Annotated in this window: 25 protein-coding genes and 1 riboswitch; of the genes, 7 read left to right on the top strand and 18 right to left on the bottom strand. The window is 34.3% G+C overall.

All coding sequences use genetic code 11. The features are described from left to right. Positions 1-8: 8 nt before the first annotated feature. Positions 9-716: a tRNA pseudouridine(55) synthase TruB gene (gene truB / locus ABW637_RS04875; RefSeq protein ID WP_367583512.1), complete on the top strand. Its 708-nt coding sequence runs from the start codon at positions 9-11 to the stop codon at positions 714-716. Positions 717-749: 33 nt separating this feature from the next. Continuing rightward, entirely contained in the window at positions 750-1,421 is a 672-nt protein-coding gene (locus ABW637_RS04870; RefSeq protein ID WP_367583511.1) for a hypothetical protein, read from the top strand. Positions 1,422-1,428: 7 nt separating this feature from the next. Here the strand turns inward: ABW637_RS04870 and ABW637_RS04865 are convergent, their stop codons facing one another. Next, positions 1,429-2,052 carry a thioredoxin family protein gene (locus tag ABW637_RS04865; RefSeq protein ID WP_367583510.1) on the bottom strand — a complete coding sequence of 208 codons (624 nt, stop codon included), beginning with the start codon at positions 2,050-2,052 and terminating at the stop codon, positions 1,429-1,431. Between the two features lie 190 nt (positions 2,053-2,242). Here ABW637_RS04865 and ABW637_RS04860 point away from each other — a divergent pair, with 190 nt between their 5' ends. Continuing rightward, positions 2,243-2,806 carry a DNA-3-methyladenine glycosylase I gene (locus ABW637_RS04860; RefSeq protein ID WP_367583509.1) on the top strand — a complete coding sequence of 188 codons (564 nt, stop codon included), beginning with the start codon at positions 2,243-2,245 and terminating at the stop codon, positions 2,804-2,806. Positions 2,807-2,809: 3 nt separating this feature from the next. On the opposite strand, the gene upp is transcribed toward ABW637_RS04860, so the two are convergent. From upp to ABW637_RS04840, 4 genes are all read right to left on the bottom strand, one after another. After that, on the bottom strand, positions 2,810-3,463 hold the full coding sequence (upp, locus tag ABW637_RS04855; RefSeq protein ID WP_367583508.1) for a uracil phosphoribosyltransferase: 654 nt from the start codon (positions 3,461-3,463) through the stop codon (positions 2,810-2,812). A 37-nt stretch (positions 3,464-3,500) separates the two neighbouring features. Beyond that, a complete protein-coding gene (aat, locus tag ABW637_RS04850) occupies positions 3,501-4,142 on the bottom strand; it encodes a leucyl/phenylalanyl-tRNA--protein transferase (RefSeq protein ID WP_367583507.1) in 642 nt (213 codons plus the stop codon). A gap of 236 nt (positions 4,143-4,378) precedes the next feature. Then, positions 4,379-4,759 carry a DUF3127 domain-containing protein gene (locus tag ABW637_RS04845; protein WP_367583506.1) on the bottom strand — a complete coding sequence of 127 codons (381 nt, stop codon included), beginning with the start codon at positions 4,757-4,759 and terminating at the stop codon, positions 4,379-4,381. Positions 4,760-4,766: 7 nt separating this feature from the next. After that, complete coding sequence (locus ABW637_RS04840; protein ID WP_367583505.1) at positions 4,767-5,639, bottom strand: flavin reductase family protein; 873 nt, start codon at positions 5,637-5,639, stop codon at positions 4,767-4,769. 136 nt (positions 5,640-5,775) lie between these two features. On the opposite strand from ABW637_RS04840, the gene ABW637_RS04835 reads away from it, so the two are divergent. Then, positions 5,776-6,963 carry a sensor histidine kinase gene (locus ABW637_RS04835; protein ID WP_367583504.1) on the top strand — a complete coding sequence of 396 codons (1,188 nt, stop codon included), beginning with the start codon at positions 5,776-5,778 and terminating at the stop codon, positions 6,961-6,963. 45 nt (positions 6,964-7,008) lie between these two features. Next, positions 7,009-7,374, top strand: a complete 366-nt coding sequence (locus tag ABW637_RS04830) for a hypothetical protein (protein WP_367583503.1) — start codon at positions 7,009-7,011, stop codon at positions 7,372-7,374. A gap of 2 nt (positions 7,375-7,376) precedes the next feature. On the opposite strand, the gene ABW637_RS04825 is transcribed toward ABW637_RS04830, so the two are convergent. The 3 genes from ABW637_RS04825 to greA form a co-directional block, all read right to left on the bottom strand. Continuing rightward, positions 7,377-7,790, bottom strand: a complete 414-nt coding sequence (locus ABW637_RS04825; protein WP_367583502.1) for an acyl-CoA thioesterase — start codon at positions 7,788-7,790, stop codon at positions 7,377-7,379. 3 nt (positions 7,791-7,793) lie between these two features. Continuing rightward, positions 7,794-8,183 carry an HIT family protein gene (locus ABW637_RS04820; RefSeq protein WP_367583501.1) on the bottom strand — a complete coding sequence of 130 codons (390 nt, stop codon included), beginning with the start codon at positions 8,181-8,183 and terminating at the stop codon, positions 7,794-7,796. A 125-nt stretch (positions 8,184-8,308) separates the two neighbouring features. After that, positions 8,309-8,785, bottom strand: coding sequence for a transcription elongation factor GreA (gene greA, locus ABW637_RS04815; RefSeq protein WP_367583500.1), 477 nt, complete (start codon positions 8,783-8,785; stop codon positions 8,309-8,311). A gap of 119 nt (positions 8,786-8,904) precedes the next feature. Between greA and ABW637_RS04810 the strand changes: the two genes are divergently transcribed. After that, positions 8,905-9,339, top strand: coding sequence for a hypothetical protein (locus ABW637_RS04810; RefSeq protein ID WP_367583499.1), 435 nt, complete (start codon positions 8,905-8,907; stop codon positions 9,337-9,339). 25 nt (positions 9,340-9,364) lie between these two features. Here the strand turns inward: ABW637_RS04810 and thiH are convergent, their stop codons facing one another. From thiH to ABW637_RS04770, 8 genes are all read right to left on the bottom strand, one after another. Beyond that, on the bottom strand, positions 9,365-10,522 hold the full coding sequence (gene thiH / locus ABW637_RS04805; RefSeq protein ID WP_367583498.1) for a 2-iminoacetate synthase ThiH: 1,158 nt from the start codon (positions 10,520-10,522) through the stop codon (positions 9,365-9,367). Between the two features lie 168 nt (positions 10,523-10,690). Further along, positions 10,691-11,464 (bottom strand): thiazole synthase, encoded by a 774-nt coding sequence (locus ABW637_RS04800; RefSeq protein ID WP_367583497.1) that lies wholly within the window; start codon positions 11,462-11,464, stop codon positions 10,691-10,693. Between the two features lie 17 nt (positions 11,465-11,481). Beyond that, positions 11,482-12,117 (bottom strand): thiamine phosphate synthase, encoded by a 636-nt coding sequence (locus ABW637_RS04795; RefSeq protein ID WP_367583496.1) that lies wholly within the window; start codon positions 12,115-12,117, stop codon positions 11,482-11,484. An 11-nt stretch (positions 12,118-12,128) separates the two neighbouring features. Next, complete coding sequence (locus ABW637_RS04790; RefSeq protein WP_367583495.1) at positions 12,129-12,917, bottom strand: hydroxymethylpyrimidine/phosphomethylpyrimidine kinase; 789 nt, start codon at positions 12,915-12,917, stop codon at positions 12,129-12,131. A gap of 3 nt (positions 12,918-12,920) precedes the next feature. Next, positions 12,921-13,526 carry a thiamine phosphate synthase gene (locus tag ABW637_RS04785; protein ID WP_367583494.1) on the bottom strand — a complete coding sequence of 202 codons (606 nt, stop codon included), beginning with the start codon at positions 13,524-13,526 and terminating at the stop codon, positions 12,921-12,923. A gap of 193 nt (positions 13,527-13,719) precedes the next feature. Then, on the bottom strand, positions 13,720-15,579 hold the full coding sequence (gene thiC, locus ABW637_RS04780) for a phosphomethylpyrimidine synthase ThiC (RefSeq protein ID WP_367583493.1): 1,860 nt from the start codon (positions 15,577-15,579) through the stop codon (positions 13,720-13,722). Positions 15,580-15,633: 54 nt separating this feature from the next. Then, positions 15,634-15,855 (bottom strand): sulfur carrier protein ThiS, encoded by a 222-nt coding sequence (gene thiS / locus ABW637_RS04775; RefSeq protein WP_367583492.1) that lies wholly within the window; start codon positions 15,853-15,855, stop codon positions 15,634-15,636. Positions 15,856-15,908: 53 nt separating this feature from the next. Further along, positions 15,909-16,007, bottom strand: a riboswitch (TPP riboswitch). 65 nt (positions 16,008-16,072) lie between these two features. Then, the gene (locus ABW637_RS04770) at positions 16,073-18,256 is read right to left on the bottom strand and encodes a TonB-dependent receptor (protein WP_367583491.1); all 2,184 of its coding nucleotides are present in this window, start codon (positions 18,254-18,256) and stop codon (positions 16,073-16,075) included. 390 nt (positions 18,257-18,646) lie between these two features. On the opposite strand from ABW637_RS04770, the gene ABW637_RS04765 reads away from it, so the two are divergent. Continuing rightward, complete coding sequence (locus ABW637_RS04765; RefSeq protein WP_367583490.1) at positions 18,647-21,073, top strand: ATP-binding protein; 2,427 nt, start codon at positions 18,647-18,649, stop codon at positions 21,071-21,073. On the opposite strand, the gene ABW637_RS04760 is transcribed toward ABW637_RS04765, so the two are convergent. Then, positions 21,070-22,416, bottom strand: coding sequence for a sigma-54-dependent transcriptional regulator (locus ABW637_RS04760; RefSeq protein ID WP_367583489.1), 1,347 nt, complete (start codon positions 22,414-22,416; stop codon positions 21,070-21,072). The genes ABW637_RS04765 and ABW637_RS04760 overlap by 4 nt on opposite strands. A 173-nt stretch (positions 22,417-22,589) precedes the next feature. Continuing rightward, positions 22,590-22,922: a hypothetical protein gene (locus tag ABW637_RS04755; RefSeq protein WP_367583488.1), complete on the bottom strand. Its 333-nt coding sequence runs from the start codon at positions 22,920-22,922 to the stop codon at positions 22,590-22,592. Positions 22,923-23,093 lie beyond the last annotated feature (171 nt).

Here is a 23,093-nt window from a genome sequence, read left to right as displayed (position 1 = left end):
CCCATATTATGCTAACCGAACAAGACTATAAAGACGGTCAAATTCTTTTGATCGATAAGCCACTGCAATGGACATCTTTCCAGGTTGTAAACAAACTTCGTTGGCTTATTCGTAAAAATTTTGGTATCAAAAAAATTAAAGTAGGACATGCTGGCACCTTAGATCCGTTGGCATCAGGTTTACTTATTATTTGTACAGGAAAATTTACAAAACGCATTCAGGAGTTTCAAGGACAACTCAAAGAATATACTGGAACCATAACACTGGGAGCTACTACGCCTTCTTATGATCTTGAGACCGAAATCGATCAAACATTTTCAATCGATCATATTTCAAATGACACTATTAAAGCTGCGACTTCTCATTTTATTGGAGAAATAGAACAATACCCTCCCGTTTTTTCTGCATTAAAGAAAGATGGTAAGCGCTTATATGAATATGCCCGAGAAGGAGAAGAAGTAACAATCGAAGCGCGCAAAATAACAATTAACGAATTTGAAATTACGCGAATACAATTACCCGAAGTAGATTTTAGGGTCGTTTGTAGCAAAGGAACATATATCCGATCTCTAGCACATGATTTTGGTAAAATTTTAAAAAGTGGGGCTCATTTAACTGCGTTAAGAAGAACAAAAATAGGAACGTTTATGGTTGACGATGCTATTTCTATTCAATCTTTTGAAAGTCAGTTGCAAACAAAAATTGAAACTGCATAAAATAATGTAGAATAAAAGTAGTTATAGAAACCTATGGAATTTATAGAAAAGCATAAAGCCCTGATTATCACGTCAATGTTGATGGGAATCTTTGTTCTAAGCTTATACAACATCAATATGATGAATAAAAAGCAAGAACAAGCAGAAATTTTAATGGAAATCCCTGAAGAATTTCTAATGGATGAAGAAGAGGAGCAACCCGAAGAAGAAATTGCTCAAGAAGATCGACAACTGGATAATGCCAGAAGAACACACTCGGCATTTAATGAAGATTTTGAAGATCACAAAGAGTTCGAAGAACGAATCAAATCCTTAACCGAGACTGAAGAGCTTGCTAAAAATGAAGAAACTCCAGAGGAGGAAATTGCTATAGAAGAAGATATTAAGAAAGAAGAAACTAAGCCAGAACCAGAAGAAAGCAACAACAGAAACAGTTCTCTTACCTTTAGTTTAAAAGACCGAAAATCTATTGATTTACCCAATCCTGTTTATACTTGTAATGGAAGCGGTAAAGTCGTTGTAAAAATCAAGGTAAACAAGAACGGCTATGTAATCGGCACAAAAGTTGACAAAAAGAGTTCAACTACACGAAATGAATGTCTTTTTGACAATGCTATGGATTACGCTAGACAAGCCTTGTTTTCTCGTTCAACTACTGAAGAACAAGAAGGATCAATAACATATTACTTTAATTATGGAGGGTAATATATTGCTACAGAATCTCTAACAGATCTTCGGCTATATTTACTCCTTTATCCTTATTGTACCACAGCTGCAAGTCCTCTTTGAATTGTGCATCAAGGCCACCATGTTGCTCTTTATATTCAGCTACCATTTGCGTAGCAACAGATGGTCTGGGGCCCCAAGAGTTTACTACTTTTTTATTTTGAGTATCATATACAAGTAATTTAGGAATCGCCTTCCCCCCATTAGTAAGGAAATTATTCATTAACTCATCATGATCATCTCTAGAAATAATCTTTAAATCAATACCTTGATTAAGTTCTGCAAGCTTATTAATCATAGGTAAGGATTGTGCTGCATCGCCACACCATCCCTCGGTCAATACCAACCAAGTTACTTTTGTGCTTGCATTTGCAAAAGCTTCTTTAACAGATTCATTAATTTTTAGGGTTTTATCCAAACGTTTCATTCTGCGATCATTGAGCATGCTATAATTTGTTAATGCTTCAGATTGCTCATGCCCGGTAGATTTGTTTTCTGTTAATAAACTACTTACTAATCCTTTATACTCCTGATATGTATAAGCATCCGAGATGCCTTGTTCGATTAATTCGGTTACTGTGATTGTAGTACTTTCCATATTTCCTTTCATAAATGTTATGATATAAGACGTTAATTATTTTTAAAACTTACGAACTTCTGTTTTCATCTCAGAATAAGCATAGTATAACGATTCAATCCCGATTGTGGGTATTACATGCTACGCGAATTCAATAGTATTGCCAAAAAACAATAAAAATAAACAGATGAATGTAATATATTTATATCTCAAAACTCAGACTATGACAAAAATCAGATGCGGATGGTGCGTAGGAGATTCTTTATACGAATCTTATCACGATACCGAATGGGGTACGCCCTTACATGATGAGCAACTTTTATTTGAATTCTTGGTTTTAGAAACTTTTCAGGCGGGATTAAGTTGGATTACCATTCTGCGGAAAAGAGATAATTTCAGAGTAGCCTTTGATAATTTCGATTATAAAGTAGTTGCTAAATATACCGAAGCTAAAAAAGAAGAATTATTACAAAATGCGGGTATTATTCGTAATAAACTAAAGGTGAATTCTGCTATATCCAATGCCCAAAACTTTATGAAAATTCAGGAAGAGTTCGGTAGTTTTGATACCTATATCTGGAGTTTTGTTGATGGAAAGCCTATCAAAAATAGTTGGAAACATCATAAAGATTGTCCCGCCACAACAGAGATTTCGGATTTAATAAGTAAAGATTTAAAAAAGCGAGGTTTTAAGTTTGTTGGTTCTACCGTAATCTATGCTTTTATGCAAGCCATTGGGATGGTAAATGATCATACAGTAGATTGTTTTAGGTATACTCAGGTTTAATTTCTACAACTTTACTCCAAAAGATAAATCTCCCGCATCTCCCAACCCTGGAACTATATAACTCTTACTGCTTAATTCGTCATCAATTGCAGCGATCCATAGATGTGTGTCTTCAGGAAATACTTCTTTTGCATAGGCTACTCCTTGTTTTGAACCAATAACCGAAACGATATGTATTTGCTTAGGAGTACCGTGTTCTTTCATCGCTCTAAAGGTATTTTCAAGAGTTTTACCCGTTGCTAACATGGGATCAGCCAATACTAATGTTTTATCCTGTAATGACGGGGCTGCCAAATAATTTACAACAACCTCAAAATCATCATTATCATTTTTATGATCTCTGTACGCTGATATAAATGCGTTTTCGGCATTATCAAAATAATTTAAAAGACCTTGATGCAATGGAAGACCCGCTCTAAGAATCGAACATAAAACAAGTTCTTTTTTAGGAACTAGAATCTTTTTACTTCCCAAAGGAGTTTGAACCGTTTTGGTTTCATGTTCTAAAGTTTTACTTAATTCGTAGCTTATAATTTCACCAATACGTTCAATATTTTTTCTAAATCGCATGGCGTCTTTCTGTATCTCGATATCTCTAAGTTCTAGAACAAATTGATTTAAAATTGAATTTCCTAACTCTAGGTTATGAACGGTCATAAAAAGTATGTTTTACATCACCTAAACATGATGCTGATTATTTTTTCAAAAATTCTAAAAATGTTGCTCTTGGTATTTCTTTAGCGCCCAAACTAGCCAAATGATCAGTATACACTTGACAATCTATTAATTTGACTTCTTTTTCTTCTAACCACTGCACTAATTTAATAAAACCAAATTTAGATGCATTACTCACTTTAGTAAACATACTTTCGCCACAAAATACTTTTTTATCTTCTAACCATACTCCATACAGCCCCCCTACCAAATTAGAATTTTCCCAAACTTCTACAGAAACAGCATAACCTAATGTATGTAATTTTTTATAGGCATTCTTCATGTCATTAGTAATCCAGGTACCATATTGCTCTGGTCGTTTGATCTCTGCACAATGCTCTATAACACTTTCAAAATCCTGATTAAACGTAACTTCAAATTTATTTTTTCGAAGTATCTGCCGCATGCTTTTGCTTACTTTGAGTTCTTGCGGAAATAACACCATTCTAGGATCTGGACTAAACCACAGGATTACCTCACCCTCATTATACCAGGGGAAAATCCCATTATAATAGGCTACTAAAAGCCTATCTTGAGATAAGTCTCCTCCTATTGCTAATAGCCCATCAGCATCAGCATAGGTAACCGGAGGGAATTGTATGGAATCTGTAAGAATGAACAAAATATGTTTAATACTATTTCTACAACGTTAAATATCAATCAGTTGTTTGAATTCACCAAAAAAATCGCAATCTTTGTTAAGACCTTTTAAGATAAATTTTGTTCATCATTGCTTTTTTGAATTTTATTAAAAGGTTAATCTAAAACCACAATATGAAAAGTCCGATAGTTTAGTATCGGACTTTTTACTTTTACACTTAGACAAGCTCAGTGTCACATCTATAGTTCTTGATTTACTTAAAAAGGTAAATCGTCGTGCTCTTCTTTAGAGAAATCCGTTGCGGGTTCAAAAGCGTCTGCTGGTGGAGTTGGAGGAGGAGTAGAACCTCCTGTAGCTGCAGGCTGTAAACTTTCAATTCTCCATCCTTGGATAGAATTAAAATATTTTGTCTCTCCTTGTGGATTTACCCACTCACGGCCTCTTAAATTAATACTAATTTTTACGTCCTGCCCTACCTGAAAAGTGTTTAATAAATCACATTTATCCTGAACAAACTCTACCATAATATGTTGCGGATATTGTTCCTCTGTAGTGACAACAATTTCTCTCTTTCTAAAACCATTGTTTCCAAAAGTTTGTGTCTCACCGACCATCTTTACTTTACCTTGTACTTCCATTGTATTATTATTTTGCTGCTAATATGTTCCATGCTGTATTTATATCATCCTGATCTAAATACTGCTTTGCAAATTTATGAATTTCTATCTGGTTAGCCTGCTGAATTTTATCCTTAATATCATCATGTTTATTAACAAACGCCAAAGCATCTCCATTTTCGGGTATTCCTTCAACATTAGCCAACTTACCTAAATCATTTCCGGTAAAAATAGTGCTATTTTTTATATCTTCTGGTAAAGAATCTACACCAATCCCTATTGTACTTAATGGTTTAGGAACCTCAAATAGTCCTTTATTAGCTCTGCTATACCAATTACCCCCCATACGAGCCACCTGATCTATTTTATACTGGTCGATTCTATCATTTTCATCTAAAACATCTTCATTGATATGCATTAGAAGCACCTCACAAATGATAAGATTTCCGGCGCCTCCTTCATTTCCCATCGGGATAATTTCATTTACCTTACACTCAAACTGTACTGGTGATTCTCCTACCCGATACGCCTTCACTTTTTCTGAAGGTACCATACTAAGTCCAGATTTTTCAAATTCATTAATTCCATCGGGATATTCGGTACTCGATAATGACATTTGCTGTACAATATCATAATTCACAATATTGATCACAACTTCCTTGGTTGATCGAGCATTCTCTAGTGTATGCTTCGTAGTATTATCTCTAACTCTTCTTGCTGGAGAAAAAATAAGAATTGGTGGATTAGCGCTAAATACATTAAAAAAACTAAATGGCGACAAATTAGGATTGCCATTTATATCTATGGTACTTGCAAAAGCAATAGGTCTCGGACCAATAGCCCCAAGCAAAAAACCATGCAATTTTCCTGTAGAAACCTCTGAAGGGTCGATTGTAATCATAATTTGTTTTATATTGAACAAAGATAACTAAACTTTGGCCTCTTGATCATCGCTAAATTTCGATTTAGTAATCTATTTTATAAACAATAAAATCGTTTTAAAACGTTTATATTTAAGTTTTAGTTAACAGATCTATATGAATTTTTCTGATGAGCGTAATTTTCCGAGCTATTTCATTGTCCTAGCTGTTATAGTGATCACTCTTCTTGCTTTGTGGAATACTTCATTATTCCTGCAGCGATTAAAAGATGATGAACGTACCAAAATTGAAATATGGGCTCAATCTCAAAAAGCGTTAAATAGTGAACAATCTGATGATTACCTAGAGTTATCTATAATTATAGGTTCTACCAACAGGTCTATCCCTATTATTATTACTGATTCTAAAGGTGATTTTGTTCGTGATTCTAATGGAAAGCCAGACCCTAGTTATTTTCAAAATCTATCAGAAAGTGTTATTAATGATGAAGAAAAGTTAAGGTCGTATCTTAATAAACTAAAGTCTGATAACAAACCTATAGAGTTGGATTTAAAAGATACTTCTCAGTATATCTATTACGGAAATTCGGATATTTTGAACAAATTAAAATATTACCCTATCGCCATAGCGTTACTTATTTTTTTATTAATTGGTGTTATTTATTTCTTTTTTACTACCTCTAAAGCCAGCGAACAAAACAAGCTCTGGGCTGGTATGGCTAAAGAAACTGCCCATCAAATCGGAACTCCGTTATCTTCTTTAGTAGGCTGGAATGAAATCCTAAAATCCGAAAATGTAAATCCCGAATATATTACTGAAATAGAAAAGGATATCGAAAGACTAAAGGTAATTACAGAGCGTTTTTCTAAAATAGGATCGATCCCTAATCTTGAAGAAGTAGACATTGTAGAGGAAACAAGAAATGCATATACCTACCTGCAATCCAGGAGCTCTAAATTGATTCATTTTTCTCTTGATTTACCCGAAAGACCAATATATGTATCTATAAACCCACAATTATATAGCTGGACCATAGAAAATCTTGTAAAAAATGCTATTGATGCTATGCGTGGTAAAGGAGATGTCAAAATTGACCTTACAGATGATGCAAAACGAGTATTTATTAGAATTAAAGATACAGGAAAGGGTATTCCGAAAAGTAGGTTTACTAAAATCTTCGAACCTGGCTACACTTCTAAAAGTCGTGGTTGGGGATTGGGATTATCATTAGCCAAAAGAATTATAGAGGAATATCATCTCGGAAAGATTAAAGTACTACGATCAGAAATTGATAAAGGCACTACTTTTCAAATCACATTTCGTAAATCTGGCGCTACCGTATAACAATATTTTTTTCGACACGTTATACTACATATCAAATCTCAAAAAGTGAAAACCGAATACATCACCCTAAAGGAAGCCCCACTAAATAATAATTGTCCAGAATGCTATTCTACAAATGGTATGATCCTTTCTTTTAAGCAAAAGAGGCTAAAATCTAAGCTTCTGATCAAAACCAAAGGAAATGTTATTGAAAGTATTAACTGCAATACGTGTGAAAATCAAATTTTTCCGGGACAATGGACCCAGGATATAGAGCGGGTATACGAATATCACAGAAAAACTATAACTTCTGCTCCATCTTCAATTCGGTTTACTGGATTGACCTATTTACTAATTATAGTAATGTTATTAATGGCTGGTGCTGGATATATTTATTTAAATTACCCCGACCTTTTGGGGCTAAATGCTTAGTATTAATATCGTGACATGATTTGGCGTAGTTCGTCTGTAACCAGAAAAGTTTTATCGGTATTAAAATCAAAGCATACGGCAATATCGTGACCTTCGGCACATAGAGTACCTTCATCATTATATAATTTATGATATAATCCGAAACTCGAATTTTTAACAAAGGCTACTTTTGTTTTTATCAGCACATTTCCGGGGAAAAATAATGGATGTTTAAAATCACATTTTGTAGAAACTAACATAGGTCCTTTTTTTGTTTCGGCATATAGCTTTGCCAATCCGGTAACCTCCCAGAACTGAACCCGAGCACTTTGCATGTATTTCATAAAATTTACGTTATTTACATGCTGATACGTATCCATTTCACTCCAATCAATCCGAAGGGTTAAGGATAATTTGAAATCTGAATCCTCCTTCATATATTATAAATTCGATCGAATATCGGATGCTAAAGCTTCAAACTCTTCATTAGACATAGAAATTTTATGCTGAAAAGTCATTTCTTTCATGTTATTTAACGGAATCAGGTGAACATGGACATGAGGAACCTCGAGCCCAATAACAGCTATTCCGACACGTTTACAAGAAATTGTTTTTTCTAAAGCCTTGGCAACTTTACGAGAAAATCGCATTAATTCTAGGTATGTGTTTTCTTCTAAATCAAACACTTTATCTTCTTCTTTTTTAGGAATACAAAGTGTATGCCCTTTTGCATTTGGGTTAATATCCAAAAAGGCAAAGAAATTCTCATCCTCGGCAATTTTATACGATGGAATTTCACCATTAATAATTTTAGTGAACAGGGTAGACATTCTTTAAATTTTAGTTGGTGTATATATCCTCGAAATATAATCTATTTATCTGTAAGTGAAAACCATAAAAAGCCTTTTTTGAAAATTCAAAAAAGGCTTTTACTATACTTTAAAAATTACTTTACTTATTCTCGGGTAATTTCTACAATATCAAACTTCATAATACCATTAGGAACTTGGATTTCGGCTATTTCGCCAACACTTTTACCCAAAAGGCCTTTTCCAATTGGAGAATCCACAGATATTTTTCCAGTTTTAAGATCAGCCTCACTTTGGGCTACCAATTTATATGTCATCTCGGCCCCATTGGTTTGATTCTTGATTTTTACCATAGAATGAATTAACACTTTAGATGTATCCAATTGAGATTCATCAATTAATCGGGCATTTGCCAGGGTTTCTTCTAGTTTAGAAATTCTCATCTCCAACAATCCCTGGGCTTCTTTTGCAGCATCATACTCTGCATTTTCACTTAAATCCCCTTTGTCACGTGCTTCAGCTATTGCTTGAGAAGCCTTAGGACGCTCTATATCTTTTAGTTGATTTAGCTCGTCTCGTAATTTTTTTAGCCCCTCTGCAGTGTAATAAGATACTTTGCTCATAACTTCATCGTTTATATAAATACAAAAAATCCCATAGGTATGGGATTCGTTATCCAAAGATAACAAAAATTTTACGGAAGACCACAAATTTACGTAATTTGGTCGCACATATTTATGTTATGAAAAAGGCAATTTTTTTACTACTTATTCTATTGATTTCATCTTGTAAAGATGATGATACCATTCAGGCTAACCCATTCTTACCTAATGTAGGTGTTAATTTTAGTCTTAATCTTAATTTACCACAGTATAATAGTCTCAAATTTCCAGGGGGTGTTTTTGTAGATCGAACAGATGGCCGGGGTATACGAGGAGTAATTATTTATAATCTAAATGATGACCAGTTTTTTGCTTATGAGTTAAGTGACCCTAATATTGTTCCCAGTGATTGTTCTGCGCTTGGGGTAGTAGGAACCATCGCTTCTTCAGAATGTGGTAATGATAATACCTATGACATTGCCTCATTTGGGCAGCAAATTAAAGGAGAAGGAGGTTTGCCTCTTTTTCCCTATAGAGCTGTAAAAACCGGTAATACAATATCTGTTTCGAATTAAACAATTCTGTACTTATCGTTTTAAGTTAATTTGTAAATTGCCAGTTATGGGCCCAATCCTTCCATACTACATCTAGGCCTTTATTTTTTAACATTTCTACCACATCTTCTGTTGATCGCTCATCAGAAATTTCGAACTGTTCTAAAGATTGCGGTTCTACTACATATCCTCCCGGGTTTGTCTTTGATGCTGCACTTATAGATGTAATCCCTAAGTTGACTATATTTTCTCTAAACATTTCACTCTCTCGTGTGGACATAGATAATTCTACATCTTCATCTAATAACCTGTAGGCACATATTAGCTGCACTAAATCAGAATCTGTCATGGCTACTTTTGGTTCTAAACCACCACTATGTGGTCTTAATCTCGGAAAAGAGATCGAATATTTTGTTTTCCAGTATGTTTTCTGCAGATATTGTAAGTGTAATGCCGTAAAGAAACTATCTGCTCTCCAATCTTCTAAACCAAAAAGAGCTCCTAGCCCTATTTTGTGTATTCCTGCACGGCCCAATCGATCCGGAGTTTCTAATCGATAATCAAAATTAGATTTTTTCCCTTTAGGGTGATGTTTTTTATATTCCTCTCGATGATATGTTTCTTGATATACCAATACTGCATATAAGCCACTTTCTTTTAGTACTTCATAGTCTGGCAGATCTAGTGGTTGTACTTCTATGGTGATATTGGCAAATTTTGATTGTATGAGTTGTATGGCATTATTAATATAATCCACTCCAACAATTTTATTGGCTTCTCCAGTCACCAGAAGAATATGATCGTAACCCTTAGATTTTAGAAAATCAACCTCTTTCAAAATCTCTCTATCGGTTAATGTCCTTCTCGGAATTTTATTCGTCATACTAAATCCGCAATAGGTACATATATTCTGACACTCATTGCTCAAGTACATGGGTGCATACATCTGTATCGTATTCCCAAAACGTTTTTTAGTAATCTGGCTACTCATTTGTGCCATTTGTTCTAAAAATGGTTGCGCAGCAGGAGAAATTAATGCTTTAAAATCTTCGATATCTCTTTTGGATTTGGACATCGCGTGAATCACATCAATCTCTGTTTTTGAAAGAATGTCAGACAATGTTTCATTCCAATCGTATTGTTCGAATATGTTTTTGAAGGATTTATTTTGGGTATTAGGTATCGGGTATTGGGTATCAGCCATTATGCAATTGCTTTAATCAAATTAAACAACATCTTTCTTATCACTACTACTTGATTCAATAAATCATTTGCTTGCTTTTCACTTAAATAATTCAAATCTTTAAAATTCCTCATAGTTATGGGTCTTAGTTTTACGATAGTATCTGATACCTGATAGCAGAAACCATTTTTAACTTTTAGTTAAAAATGATGTTAACGGGCTACTAGCCTCTGCATGTTGATTAATCGGAGCTAATTTTGCATTATACGCCATACGACCTGCTTCTACAGCCATTTTAAATGCTTCTGCCATCTTAATAGGTTGCTGAGATACTGCAATAGCCGTATTTACTAATACCGCATCTGCGCCAATCTCCATGGCATGGGCGGCATGAGATGGGCTTCCAATACCGGCATCTACTATAACAGGAACATTACTTTGATCTATAATGATTTCTAAAAACTCTAATGTTTTTAATCCTTTATTACTTCCTATTGGTGCGCCTAATGGCATCACACATTGTGCTCCAACTTCCTCTAACCGCTTACATAAAACAGGATCTGCGTGAATATAAGGCATTACCACAAAGCCAAGTTTTACCAATTGCTCTGCAGCTTTTAATGTTTCTATAGGATCCGGCAATAAATATTTAGGATCTGGGTGAATCTCCAATTTTATCCAATTAGTTTCTAGAGCTTCTCTAGCCAATTGAGCGGCAAAAATGGCTTCATTAGCATCCCGAACTCCAGAGGTATTTGGCAATAAATTGATTCTTGGATGCTCTAAATGGTTTAAAACATCATCATTCTCATTAGTAACATCGACTCGTTTTAACGCGACAGTAATCAATTCACTCTCTGAAGTGAGTAAGGTATCTCTCATTACTTGAGATGAACTAAATTTTCCTGTGCCTGTAAATAATCGTGACGAAAATTCTTTATCTGCAATTTTTAATGTATCCATTTGTTTGAGCTTTTGATTTAAGACTGACTAGCCATATGCTTTTTAATATTTTGAATTTTTTCTTCTAAATCTTCCTGATTAGTGAGCATTCCTGAGATTGCAACTCCTGAAACCCCTATTTGTATAAGATCTTTTATATCTGATTCGATAATTCCTCCAATAGCTATAATTGGTATTTCTGAATTTTGTGTTCTGAATTCTGAAACTATATTTTGACACCCATCAACACCTAATATTGGACTTAGTTTTTTTTTAGTTTTTGTATACCTAAATGGGCCAAGACCTATATAATCAACACCATCTTCGCTATGTTGTATACAATCTTCTATGGTATTTGCTGTACCACCAATGATAAAATTATCCCCCAGAATCCTGCGAGCTTCATTAGGGTTCATATCATTTAATCCTAAATGAATACCATCTGCCATAGCGGCTTTAGCTACCCCTACATTATCATTAATAATCATAATCGTATTATATTGATCGCAAATCTCTCTACATTGCATAGCACTATTTAAATACGTCGCCATATCTGTATCTTTAAGACGTAATTGAATCCATCGACCTCCTGCTTCACAAACTTCTCTAATATTCTTGAGATGTTCCTTTGGAGTTGCTCCCTGAGAAATATATTGTAAACTAATATCCTTCATATCTTACATTTCTAAATTCTATGATACCCTAATAAACTTGTATTAGAGCTCAATACTTTTTCGGTATATCTTTTCCCTCTATAACAAGCTTTTAATAAAGGAAACCCTAATGCTAAATATGCTGTGATTGCTGAGGAAAGTACACAACCGCTTCCGTGTTTTTCTGAATTCTTTTGACCTTTTGGGTTCAGAACAAAATATCCTCCATTTTTGGTAAACAATTCATCTTTTCCGACAGCTTCTTTTCGATGTCCTCCTTTTAGAAATACATTGGTTTTAGCACTTATAAATTTTATCGTCTCCTCTATAGTTTTATCCGGATATAACTTTTCTATTTCTTGATAGTTTGGTGTAAGCAGGTAGATTTTATTTAAAACTTCATCAAACTGGTTCTCAATACAATCCCGATTAAAATCGGGAGCACTCGAACTGACGTTTGAATTACAAAAGTTGAAATCAGAGCTTGATTTTAGTATTGGATCTAGAACAATCTTTATTTTAGCATTCTTTTTTAATAAAAGATCAATGATCTCATTCAATACTTTCCAATTTTGTACAATTCCGATTTTTACAAAATTTATGTCGAAACGGTCAAACAGTATTTCAATTTGGTTTTTGATCACCTCAACATCTGTCCAATGACACGCTTTGAATTCAATATCATTCTGAATCGTATTTGCCATAGACACTGCCAGCCCATAACATTTTAGGGCTTCAAAAGTTTTAATATCCGCTGTGAATCCGGCACCACTCGAAGGATCAAACCCTGCTATTGTAAGTATATTTGGGCGAATTTTCATAAATTATTTGGCTTTTAGTACCTTACTATGAGCTTCTTTTATTTTTAAAAAACTTTTTAATGAATCCTCTATATTCCATATTCCGCCTAATACGCCCACTCCTTTAAATCCAAGATCAAATGTTGCTTGTAATGTGTTTTCATTGATTCCACCCATTCCGATTACCACCTCATCGAGATCGTTGACATCAAACCCTTTTCCTGTATAACCAGCTTTAGAAATTGAACCAAAAACAGGGCTTAATAACACATATTCAAAATCGGCACCACAAGTGACAATATCTTCCTTAGAGTGAAATGAACTGGTGACCGAAAAACCTTTGTTTTTATATACTTTCACGGTTACATCGAGTGCATCTTCTAAATCTAGTCGAGCTTGTTCTTGTAAATGTATACCTCGCAGTTTATATTCCATTGTCAACTCAGGAAACTGATGCGTCATAATTCGATTATGATATTTTCGATCTATTTGATCTAATAATGCACGATATCCATCAATAGTAAAACCAGGTTTGCGCAAGTGTACTATTTCTAAACCGGCATCGAACAAATCATTGATCTGTTGCGCTTCATTTTCTAATGCTTTTTCTGAAGTAAGTACAATGATCATAGTGTATATTTTAGCAGTTCGCTCCTGCCAATTAGTCTTTATTTTTAGCCCCGATTGAAGCGGCATCCTTTTTTGTAGTCATCCTGAGCTTGTCAAAGGACTACAAAAAAGATATAGCGGAAAGCGGGAAACAGCTCCAATTAATACAGCGTACATTATTAGAACAGATTCCAGCCTTCGCTGGAATGACAATTTATAAATAAACTTCGCTTCCTTTTTCTTTAAACTCTTCTGCTTTTTCCTGCATTCCTGTTTCCAGTGCTTTCTGATCGTCTAACTCTTTTTTAGCAGCATACTCTCGTACTTCTTGAGATATTTTCATAGAACAAAATTTTGGGCCACACATGCTACAAAAATGCGCAATTTTAGCACCTTCGGCCGGTAGCGTTTCATCATGATATTCTCTAGCTCTTTCGGGATCCAAAGCCAGGTTAAATTGATCTTCCCAACGAAACTCAAAACGTGCTTTACTTAATGCATCGTCTCTATGCTGTGCTCCTGGGTGTCCTTTTGCTAAATCTGCTGCATGTGCCGCAAGCTTATAAGTAATTACGCCTACACGCACATCTTCTTTATTAGGTAATCCTAGGTGTTCTTTTGGTGTTACATAACACAACATAGCTGTACCATACCATCCGATCATTGCTGCCCCAATCCCCGAAGTTATATGATCATATCCTGGTGCTATGTCTGTGGTTAGAGGTCCCAAGGTATAAAAAGGAGCTTCGCCACAAGCCTCTAATTGTTTATCCATATTAGCTTTGATCATATGCATAGGCACATGCCCAGGGCCTTCGATAAAGGTTTGCACATCGTGTTTCCATGCTATTTTGGTTAACTCTCCCAACGTTTCTAATTCTGCAAACTGTGCCTCATCATTTGCATCTGCAATACACCCAGGTCGTAGTCCATCACCAAGTGAAAAGGCTACATCATAAGCTTTCATAATTTCACAAATCTCTTCAAAATGGGTGTATAAAAAACTTTCTTTATGATGAGCAAGACACCATTTAGCCATAATTGATCCTCCGCGAGATACAATACCTGTGATACGTTTAGCTGTCATAGGCACATACGCTAATCGTACCCCTGCATGGATCGTAAAATAATCTACCCCTTGCTCTGCTTGCTCGATTAATGTATCTCTAAATATCTCCCAGGTAAGGTCTTCGGCTTTACCATTTACTTTTTCTAATGCTTGATAGATGGGTACTGTCCCAATAGGTACTGGTGAGTTGCGTATGATCCACTCTCGGGTTTCATGAATATTATTTCCTGTAGAAAGATCCATAATATTATCGGCTCCCCATCGACAGGCCCAAACTGCTTTTTCTACCTCTTCTTCTATACTTGATGTTGTAGCCGAATTCCCAATATTAGCATTAATCTTTACCAAGAAATTACGCCCTAAGATCATAGGTTCTGCTTCTGGGTGATTAATATTAGATGGGATTACTGCTCTACCTCTGGCTACTTCATCCCTTACAAACTCTGGTGTGATCACATCGGGAATACTAGCGCCAAAATCTTGCCCTGGATGCTGCTTAGACAAACGTTTTGTTTCTTGTAGTTTTTGATTTTCTCGAATAGCTACATATTCCATTTCGGGAGTGATGACCCCTTTTTTGGCATAATACATTTGCGAAACATTCTTTCCTGCTTTAGCACGTTTTGGCTTGTGCAAGTGATTAAAACGCAAATGATCTAAATTAGCATCGCTTAATCTCTGGTTACAATATTCTGAAGAAAAACCATCCAGCTCTTCAACATCTCCACGATCTAAAACCCATTGCTCACGAATTCGCTCTATCCCATCATGCACATTAATCTCTTTTAAAGGATCTGTATATGGCCCACTGGTATCGTATACCGTTACGGGTTCATTAGGTGTTTTTTTACTTGTGAAGCTATCTGTGGTATCCTCTAAAGTAATCTCACGCATGGCCACATTAATTTGTGGATTTAGCTTTCCTGGTACATAGATTTTTTTTGAGTTTGGAAATGGCGTAGTAGAAATTACATTTTCTTGTGGTGCGGTATCTTTTTTCTTCATGGTATTATATTTGAGTTTTTAGCGATTTGTTTGTTGCTTTGATTCTTATGTTAATCATCCTCCTTGTGTAGCCTGAATAATGGTTACTCGATCTTCTTTTTGCAAAAATATCGTGCTCCATTTCTCTTTAGAAACGACTTCATTATTAATAGCAATAGCAATCCCATTGGATACAATATTTAATTGCTCTAACAAGCCTTCTATCGAACTGTGATCTGAAATTGATTGTAATTGATTGTTAACGTTTATGGTCATCTTTTTTCGAATTAAATCCATAAACTTTAGGTAGTAATTACCTATTTGAAGAAGAAAAACCACATACGGTATACGATGTGATATTAACTTTTCCCTTCGTCGGTACTAACCGTATCAGGTTCAAAGGGTATTTCTCAGATTCCGCTTTTGCGGAAACACCCCTAAAGTTTATGATATAAAAGTAATGAAACTTATATATAAAAAGAGGCTAAAATTAATTTTAACCTCTTTTTATTACTTAAAATTTAAGTGTTGCTCCTAGTAAGAAATTAATTCCTGCCTGTGGATAGAATCCTGCTCCCTCGACAGTAGTAACCGTACCAGGATTAGAAAAATCATCATCGAATGTGAAAAAGTATCCGTTAGACACGTATTCCTCATCAAAAATATTATTTACTAAACCCGTAAGCACAATAGACTTAAACACCGGGATGTTCTTGATTTCATATACTATATTAAAATCGTTGATAAAGAAACTATCTAATTTTGAAGTTTCACTATCGATATTACCCATATACTGCTCTCCTACAAACTTAGAAAGAAATCCAAGCTGAAGATCCTTAACAGGTTGATAGACGAACATATTACCTGCAACAATATTAGGTGAATATGAGATGTTTGTATCTCCTAGGTTTACTAAACTTCCATCTCTTGAGGTAACAAAATCTTTATTTTTATTGGTGCTTAATGATACATTAGGCTTTACTATAAATTTATCTGAGAGCGTAATATCTGCATCAATTTCGATACCTAAGCGATAGCTTTCTCCACTGGTAGCTCGTATGGGTGCTCCTACATCATCCAGCGCACCGGTTAATACTAATTGATCTCTATACCACATATAATATAGGTTGGCATTAACCACTGTTTTTTTCTTAGCAAATCTCCATCCTAACTCTATATCATTCAGTCTTTCTGCGGTATTAATACCGTTCTCAAAATCACTTCTTCTAGGTTCTCTATTAGCTCTGGCATAAGATGCATATAATTGATTTGCGGTGTTAACCTGATACGTTGCTCCTAATTTTGGATTAAAGAAATCATAGTTTTCATCAACTTCAAGTAGCACCCGGTCTGAGGTATCTCCTGTAGTTTCATATCCTACAAATCGTCCCTGAAGGTCTAAAAATGCACTCCACTTATCATTAACTCTATAGGTAGTCTTCCCAAAAATGGTAACTTCATTTTTTGTACCATTCCCAAAATAATAGTTATCTCTAATTTCAGAACCACCTGCATTTTGAGCCCAAATCACCTCGCCAAAATGATCTCCATCATAATGACTGTAGAACGCACCAAAATCTACATCCAAATTTGTGTTTTTATAATTAGCCGAAGCATTAACTACATAAAAATCATTGTCTAACCATCTACGACGAATCAAATCTGTGGTATTAATTGTTTCTCCACCAAGTACTATAGGAGTAAAATCGTAATCTGCAAAATCTTCATCTTCTTTATATTGTTCGAAAAATCCTCTTCCATAAGTATAATTTAAACCTAAATTTGTTGACCAATTGTTGTTATATTTTTGGTTCCAATGTAATTGATAATGATCTTGCTTATAATCATCTACCTCATTATCATAGAAACGAGTATTTCCATTTTCATCGGTATATTGCCCAGCAGGATTAAAAGTGCGGTCAGTTTCTAGTGTCTCCTGATCAATCCCAAACCAAGATTGATACGTAACCTCGTGCCCTCCAAAAGTAACCGCCTTTATCAAGGTGTTGTCATCAACATAAGATCCTTGCAAAAAGTATGATTTAAGATCTGAAGATGCACGATCGACATAACCATCTGAGGCAATAGCAGATAAACGACCCGCAATCTCAATATTCTCATTAATTAATCCAGTACTAAATTTCACATTATGTCTTCTGGTACCAAAAGAACCAAATGAGTTTGAAATTTCTGCATTAGCGATTTCAGAAACGGCATCTGTTAATAGGTTTAAGCTAGCGCCAAACGCTCCAGAACCATTTGTTGAAGTTCCAACGCCGCGTTGTAATTGTAAATTTTCTATTGAAGAGGCAAAATCAGGTAAATTTACCCAAAACGTACCCTGGCTTTCTGCATCATTGAATGGGATACCATTTAAGGTTACATTTACTCTTGAAGCATCACTACCTCTTACTCTAATATAGGTATATCCAATCCCCGTTCCTGCGTCGGTGGTAGTCACCACACCGGGTAGATAATTTAATAAAATAGGGATATCCTGACCAAGATTACGCTCTGCCAACTCTTCTTTGGATAGATTAGAGTGTGTAATAGGTGAATCGGCATCAACTCGAACAGATTTTACCAAAACCTCATCAAGTTTTTCAATACTTCCGGGTATCGCATCTTTTTGTTCTTGCTGAGCCAACATGTTTATACTCAGCAGAAAAAGTAAAAGATAAAATAATACATTTTTCATTCGTAAATGATTTATTACGAATAAAAGGGGTAATTACTCTACTATTAAAATTAATTTGATTTAAAGTTTGTACCAATTTAACGGTACATTTTTTGTTTTCCCTTAATTAATAACATCTACAAGGATATTATCAACTTTGGCTGTCCCTTGGCAGCATTACCTGCCCAGGTTCATCGGGTATGATCTCAGCCTTTTGAAGTTACACGTGATAAGTCTTAAATTTTGAGCTATACAACTCAACATTTTGAACTTAAAACTCAAAACTGCAAAAAAGCACCCCTTTGAGATTTCGAGGCAAAAGTAACATGTTTTATTGATTTATTGTAACTTTATTATACATAAAACAATGCTTCCTCGGTTTTTAAGTTATAGCATTAGGTGAATAAGGAAATGAAGAATACAAAAAGATCCGTTACATATAAAATCATTGCTGGTTATCTTTTAGCCGGTGTACTAGCTGTGACGGCTTTTTGGGTAATTTACCGACAACTAAACAACTACACTCAAATCACCGAAATCAAAAACGAAAATAACGAAAAACTCTTCCTTGTTGGTGAGACCATAACCGGATTATATGAAGCAGAGAGTTTAACGAGAAATATCATTCAAACCTCGGATGTAAGCAAGTTCAGTATCTACAAAGCAAAAATAGATACCATACTAAAAACAATCAATAAGGTTTCTGAAATATCTGATGACACCTTGCAAACCAGAAAAATTGATAGTATTAAATATCTTATTGATAGTAAAAACAAAAACCTTGAAGAACTCGTAAAAATTTATGAGCAGCGCAAGCAAAAAGGATTGTATGAAACGGCTATAAATGAATTAAAAAAGGTAAATAAAAGTTTTGGAGGGTATGAAAACTATGATCAAAGATTCAAAAACTATGATCCCCGCACCAAAAGAGCACTTGTTGATATCTTAGAATATACTAAGAAAGACAACGCCAAGCGCTTAACAAATCAAACTGTAGATTCTTTAGCCAGTTCAGTAAAACAAGTGCTTGCCGAGCTTGAACAAAAAGACAAACGATATAAGCGAGAAATCTCTATCAAAGAGGATAATCTTCTTAAAAATGATCAAATTATCACAAAACAGCTAAGAGATTTACTTGCTTCTATAGATTTAAATGAAAGAAATCAATACTACAAGAGATTACAGGCCTCTAATCAAGTACTAAACAAAACATCTAATATTATTGTCGTTATTGCTGCCATTAGCTTGTTGATCGCTATTATTTTTCTTTATCTAATTACAAAAGATATTTCTAAAAGTCAGAAATATCGTAATGAACTCGAAACAGAAAAAACCTATACAGAATCTCTTTTAAAAACTCGTGAGTCTATAATTAATACAGTTACTCATGATTTACGCTCTCCATTAAACACCGTAATAGGATATTCGGATTTATTAGAAAGAACAGGGTTAAATAGCAAACAAAAACATTACTTGGGACATCTAAAAAAATCTTCGGATTACATCCTTCATTTAGTAAATGATCTTCTGGATCTATCAAAATTAGAGGCAGGTAGAATGGTTATTGAAAATCTTCCGTTTTCTCCTAAAAAGCTCATAGAAAACACTATTTCTAGTGTAATCCCTATAAATGATAAAAAAAATCTTGATATACAAATTATCACAGATGAGCAATTAAAGAAGCAATATTTAAGTGACCCCTTCAGAATTAAACAGATATTGACCAATCTGGTTAATAATGCATATAAATTTACTGATGAGGGGTCAATAACCATCGAAAGTGAAATTATCGAGAATGGCTTATCAGAAAAGCAATTAGTAATATCTGTAAGCGATACAGGCATTGGGATAACCAAAGAGCAGCAACGTCATATATTTGAGGAATTTTCTCAGGGTGATGATGATACCGAAAAACGATATGGTGGTTTTGGCCTTGGATTAGCAATTACCAAAAGAATAATTAAACTTCTGGATGGAAAAATCGAGTTGCAAAGTGAGCTTAATGAGGGGAGTAAATTTACTTTTTATATTCCTATTCAACTTTCTCATTTATCAGCTCCCGAAGAGGAAAATGAAATTTTAGAAATACAGAGTTTTTTTAATAAAAAGATCTTGATTGTAGATGATGACCCTAGTCAATTATCATTAACCAGTGAAGTTGCCTCGTTAGCCGGTTTATCATATGATGTTTGTAAAAATGGCTTGGATGCCTTTTCTCGTTTACAAACGAATACCTATGATCTTGTTCTAACCGATATTCAAATGCCAAAGATGGATGGTTTTGAACTTTTAGAAGCTATAAAAAGCAAAACTAATCAGACAGATTTACCTGTAATTGCATTATCAGGTCGAACTGATATTTCGTTTTTAGAATACCAGCAAGCCGGATTTGCAGGTAGTTTACGCAAACCATATGCTCCAAAGGAATTAATAGATCTTATTGCCGAAATTCTTCGCGTTGATTTAATTGATTATGAAAATGTAACTATAAATGATAATGCAAATGAAGAATATTCGCTAAATGATCTAATGCTTTTTGCACATGGCGATTCTGATTCTCTATATGCTATCTTAGACACCTTCTATGAAAGTACTATCGAAAATTTAGATGAGTTAAAAAAGAAGGTCGAAAAAAAAGAAATACCCCATATAAAAAGGATTGCACATAAAATGCTACCCATGTTTAAGCAGATAAAAGCAAAAGAAGTAATACCAATACTCCAAAAATTGGAACATCCTGATCAATATAATCTTAATAAAAAATCAATACTAAAATTAACCGAGGATGGAATTATTAAAATAGAAACCCTTATAAGTAAACTCAAAGTAGAAAATTAAAGACTAATATCATATTGCTTTAATTTATTATACAAAGTCTTTCGATCTATTGAAAGCATCCTGGCCGCTTTTGCTTTGTTTCCATTTGCTTTTTCTAAGGCATCCAAAATTAACTCCTGCTCGTTTTGGTTTTTAAACAGCCCATATGTTTGTTTAGCATTGTGAGATGCATATGCAACATCATTTGGTAACACTTCTAATGTAATCATTTCACTTTGAGAAAGAAGAACAGAGCGTTTTACTATATTTTTTAACTCTCTTAAGTTACCAGGCCAATCATACTTTTTAAATGCCTCTAACACTTCATCGGTAAATCCAACTACATGTTTTTCTAATTCTACATTCGATTCTTCAAGAAAATGATTGGCAAAAAGCATTAAATCTTCTATTCTATCTCTTAAAGGAGGCACCTTAATCGAAAACTCATTTAGTCTGTGGTATAAGTCTTCTCTAAACTCTCCTTCTTTCACGGCATGACTAAGATCTTCATTGGTAGCAACAATTACCCTAATATCCACTTCTATTTCTTTATTGCTTCCTACAGGTTTAATTTTTCTTTCCTGAAGTGCGCGTAATAACTGAACTTGCAGTTCGTAACTTAGGTTCCCGATTTCATCCAGAAATAATGTTCCTCCATTTGCAGCTTCAAAATGGCCCACTTTATCATTTACTGCACCTGTAAAAGATCCTTTTATGTGACCAAAAAATTCGCTAGAAGCTATTTCCTTAGGGATTGCCCCACAATCTACTGCAACAAAAGGCTTATCTGCCCTTTTACTTGCTTTATGTATACTGCTTGCTACGTATTCTTTCCCTGTTCCACTATCTCCAATAACCAATACCGACATACGTGTTGGAGCTACTAATGCAACATATTCGTTTAGTTTTTTGGAAGCATCACTTACACCTTTTACAAAAGAATCACTAGTATCATGTACATTTGAAACAGTTGTAACCTTCTTTTTAGTAGTTATATCAGAAACACTGCCTTTAAGCGCTTTTTCTATAGTATGTAATATAGTATCCGGATTAAATGGTTTAGAAACATAATCAAATGCACCTTGCTTAATAGCATTTACAGCCATATTAATCTCGGCATAGCCTGTCATAATTATTACCTGTGTATTTGGATTGTTTTTAAGAATCTCATCTAACAAAGTAATACCATCTGTATCTGGCAACCTTACATCTGCAAGTACGACATCAAATGTACTCTCTTTAATATGAGGAATAGCTTCATTACCAGAAAATGCAGTAAAAACCTCATAGTCCTTCTTTTGCAAAAAGGTCTTTAGCATTGTACAAAAAGCCACATCATCTTCAACAATAAGTATTTTAGACATATCTAATAATTAATTACCTAAAAAGAGCTATGCTATAAAATTACAATTTTAAACCACTTAGGTCGAATAAAAACATAAAAAAAGAGACCCTTGGGAGTGAGTCTCTTTTTTAGCACTAAACAACTTTATATCGTTCTTGGTTGCAAAACGATATCCTTTTTCTACCCCTAGATTTAAGATTTATTGTCGTTTGGCTTTATCCATTTGCCATTAGCGCTTGCAAATACAACTTTTATGTTATTGTTTTTATCGTTTAAGATAATCTTATATGAATTATCTTTAGAAATATATGCTTTAACAATCCTAAACTCCTCATAATCTTTGGCAGCAATCTCTTGGACAGTTATAGGCAATTCTACAATATTGATTTCAGTATACTCTTGTAACTCATACTCGTAATCTCCATATTCAAAATTATCATTATATGCTAATTCGTTTTGAGCTACTACACCCTGAGCCGAAAAGATACTTACTACAATCATTATTATCATTTGTAACTTTTTCATTGGGTTACTGGTAAAATTATTTCTACATATAGTTAATAGTAATAATTGTTCCAAAGGAAGTAAGCTGCTAATATAATATGTAAATATCTGATTATCAAATGTTTGAATTTTTTATGTTATAAATTAAAAGCTTGAAAAAACGTGGAATACCCACAAAAGTGTAGAAATACT

Source organism: Aquimarina penaris, from assembly GCF_040786285.1.
Taxonomy (GTDB): domain Bacteria; phylum Bacteroidota; class Bacteroidia; order Flavobacteriales; family Flavobacteriaceae; genus Aquimarina.
This window is presented reverse-complemented; position numbering and strand designations above follow the sequence as displayed.